The sequence below is a fragment of the Methylobacterium sp. CCH5-D2 genome, assembly GCF_001556475.1.
Taxonomy (GTDB): Bacteria; Pseudomonadota; Alphaproteobacteria; order Rhizobiales; family Beijerinckiaceae; genus Methylobacterium; species Methylobacterium hispanicum.
This window is the reverse complement of sequence record NZ_LSIX01000982.1, coordinates 1-3,164: the sequence shown is the minus strand read 5'-3', so window position 1 is coordinate 3,164 and position 3,164 is coordinate 1. Positions and strand designations below refer to the sequence as shown.

Annotated in this window: 4 protein-coding genes; all 4 read left to right on the top strand. The window is 73.9% G+C overall.

All coding sequences use genetic code 11. The features are described 5' to 3' along the window. Nucleotides 1-394, top strand: a 394-nt coding sequence (locus AX737_RS26565; RefSeq protein ID WP_197430728.1) for a gamma-glutamyltransferase, incomplete at its 5' end; no start/stop codon positions are given. Between the two features lie 94 nt (nucleotides 395-488). Next, nucleotides 489-1,262: a lysophospholipid acyltransferase family protein gene (locus tag AX737_RS26560; RefSeq protein WP_066926710.1), complete on the top strand. Its 774-nt coding sequence runs from the start codon at nucleotides 489-491 to the stop codon at nucleotides 1,260-1,262. 117 nt (nucleotides 1,263-1,379) lie between these two features. Further along, complete coding sequence (locus AX737_RS26555; RefSeq protein WP_066926708.1) at nucleotides 1,380-1,817, top strand: hypothetical protein; 438 nt, start codon at nucleotides 1,380-1,382, stop codon at nucleotides 1,815-1,817. Between the two features lie 186 nt (nucleotides 1,818-2,003). Further along, on the top strand, nucleotides 2,004-3,062 hold the full coding sequence (locus tag AX737_RS26550; protein ID WP_238231746.1) for a DUF2125 domain-containing protein: 1,059 nt from the start codon (nucleotides 2,004-2,006) through the stop codon (nucleotides 3,060-3,062). Nucleotides 3,063-3,164: the final 102 nt, after the last annotated feature.

The following is a 3,164-nucleotide window of genomic DNA, read 5'->3' as shown; positions in this document are numbered from 1 at the left end:
CGCCAACGCCGTGGCGCCCGGCGCCCGCCCGCTCTCCTCGATGACCCCGACCTTCCTGTTCCGCGACGGCCGGCTCCTCCTCGTCACCGGCAGCCCCGGCGGCAGCCGCATCATCACCACGGTGCTGCAGGTGATCGTGAACCTCGTGGATTTCCGCATGAACCTCGCGCAGGCGGTGGACGCGCCCCGCGTCCACCACCAGTGGCGGCCCGACGTGCTGCTCGCCGAGGAGGGCATATCGCCCGACACGCTGGCCCTCTTGCGCGCCAAGGGCCACGCCGTGAAGGTCGGCCCCACCACCGGCTCGGCGAACTCGGTGATGCGGCGGGACGACGGACTGCTCGCGGGCGCCGCCGACCCGCGCCAGCGCAGCACGCTCGCGGACGGCTACTGAGATCCGGGACGCGGCCCCGCCGACCCGCGCCCGGCCCCGTCTGTCCCCCGGCGCGAAGCCGGGCTAAAGGAGCGCGCTTCCCGCACAGGTCCCCATGCTCGCGCTCCGCTCCCTCGCCTTCAACCTCTGCTTCTACGCGGCCACCGCGGTCATCGCGCTCGGCGGCCTGCCCGCGCTGGTCTCACGGCGCACGGTGCTCGGGATCGCCCGGACCTGGGGACGCACCACGATCTGGCTGCTGCGGCACGTGGCGGGGATCCGCGTCGAGTTCCGGGGGCTGGAGAACATCCCGCCGGGCCCGCTCCTCGTGGCGGCCAAGCACCAGTCGGCCCTGGAGACGCTCGCGCTCTGCGTGGTGTTTCCGGAATTCGCCTACATCCTGAAGCGGGAGCTGCTCTTCATCCCGGTCGTCGGCTGGCACCTGTCGCGGGGCGGCATGGTGGCGATCGACCGCTCCAAGGGCACCCGCGCCATGGGCCTGATGAACGCCGCGGCCGCCGACGCCATCGCGCGCGGCCGCCAGCTGATCATCTTTCCCGAGGGCACGCGCCGGCCCGTGGGCGCGCCGCCCGTGTACAAGCAGGGCCTGTCCCACCTCTACGGGGCGCTGGGGGTGCCCTGCCTGCCGGTGGCGCTCAACACCGGACTGTTCTGGCCGCGGCGCGGCTTCGTGCGGCGTCCCGGCACCGCGGTGATCGAGTTCCTGCCCCCCATCCCCGCCGGCATGCCGCGCGCGGCCTTCCAGGCCGAGATCCTGGAGCGGATCGAGGCCGCCTCGAACGCGCTCGTCGAGGTCGGACGGGCCGAGCTCGCCGCCCGCGGGCACGCGATCCCGGAGCCCGCCCGCGAGGCATCGCGCACGGCCTGACGCCCGACGGATCGCCGCGGATCGGCGCGACTTGTGGATAACTCGTCAAATCCCCATCTCCGCCCCAGGACGCGTCGCGCTTGACGCCTGTGGATGACGGCGGATAAACTAGAACAAATGGCGAACAAAAGAGCCCTGTCCTGGTCGGCCGCGCTTCGCGACCTGAAGGACGATCGCACACGGAGGCAGGACGTGCGGGAAGAACGTCTGAGGACGACGGCCGGCCTGCGGGGCAGCCCGGCGCTGGCGCTCTCGGCTTGGCGCGGCCGCTCGGGCCGGCGCTACGTGGTCGGCGTGCACGCGCTGAACGAGCCGGCCCTCGACGAGGTCGGGGCCGCGGTGGTGCTGGCGGTGCGGCGCGACACGGCCGGCATCGCCGAGCTCGTCTCGGTCGCGACCTCGGGCGAGAGCCCGCGCGAGCATCTCGGCCGCACCTGGCTCGCCCGGATGCGCGGCAGCGGCGCGACCGAGATGCACGTCCACCGCCTTGCCGAGGACGAGGGCGAGCGCGCGGCGATCGCCGACGACCTGAGCACCGAGGGATCGCGCGGCTGAAGCGCCGCGCCCGCCGATCCCCTCCCGAGACCGTGCGCCTGACATCCGGTCCGGGCGTCCTAGATCCGTGCCCGTCCCTCTTGCATCGCCCTCCGCGTTGCGGGAGGTGCACGGCCGATGACGGAGAGGGCAGGCATGGCGCAGGGCTCGGGGCAGGCGGATATCGCGCGGGACCGGCGCGGCGGGATGCGCGGCTCGCGCTTCGGCCTGTTCCTGCCCTTCATCCTTCTGGCGGTGGTCGCGGTGCTGTGGAGCGCCGGCTGGTTCTACCTGCGCGACCGGGCGGGGCGCGAGATCGACGCCTGGCTCACCCGCGAGGCCGCCGCCGGCCGGACCTGGACCTGTGCCGACCGCTCGATCACCGGATACCCGTTCCGGCTCGAGCTGCGCTGCGCCTCGGTGGCGCTGGCCCGCGCCGACGGCGGCTTCACCCTCGGTCCGTTCACCGCGCTCGTGCAGGTCTACCAGCCGCGCCACGCCTTGTTCGAGGCGGTCGGTCCGTTCAGGACACGGCAGGGAGACCTCGCGGGCGAGGCGAGCTGGACCAGCCTGCGCGGCAGCTTCCACGGCGCCGCGGACGGGTTCGTGCGCGCCTCGCTGGCTGTCGATGCGCCGCGGGTCACGGTCTCCGGGCCGTCGCTCGACAAGCCGGTTGAGGTCGCGGGCGAGCACCTCGAGCTGCATGCCCGCCCGACCCCCGGCCGCTTCGACGCGGACGGCGCCGTCGATACGAGCCTGCGCTTCGCGAAGGCCCGCTCGGCCCAGGCCGACGCGCTCGTCGGCAACGCCGACCCGGCCGACATCGCGCTCGACGCCACGCTGACGAAGGCGGTCGTGCTGCGCACCGGCACCCTGGCGCGGGAGCTGGAGATCTGGCGCGAGGCGGAGGGCAGGCTCGAACTCGCCGGCCTCAACCTCGCCAAGGGCGACCGCCGCCTCCAGGCCAAGGGCACGCTCGGCCTCGACGAGGGTCACCGCATCGCCGGCCAGCTCGACCTGCGGGCCGCGGGGCTCGAAGCCCTGGTCGGCGGACTCGTGGGCCAGCGCTACGGTGCCGACCGCGGCGCGCTGGTCGGCGCGCTCGTCGGGGGGCTGCTGGGCACGGTGCGCACGCCCGGCCCTGACGGCGCGCCGGCCGGCGGCGAGACGCCGCTCAAGCCGCTGCCGCCGCTGCGCCTCGGCGACGGCCGGATCATGCTCGGCCCCTTCACGATCCCGAACGTGCGGCTCGAACCGCTCTACTGATACCGTTTCCGGCTGATCGGTTTGGGCGCGTGCGGTGAACCGCACCATGCCCCCTCTCCCATAGGGAGAGGGTTGGGGTGAGGGGTATGACGGATCAGGACA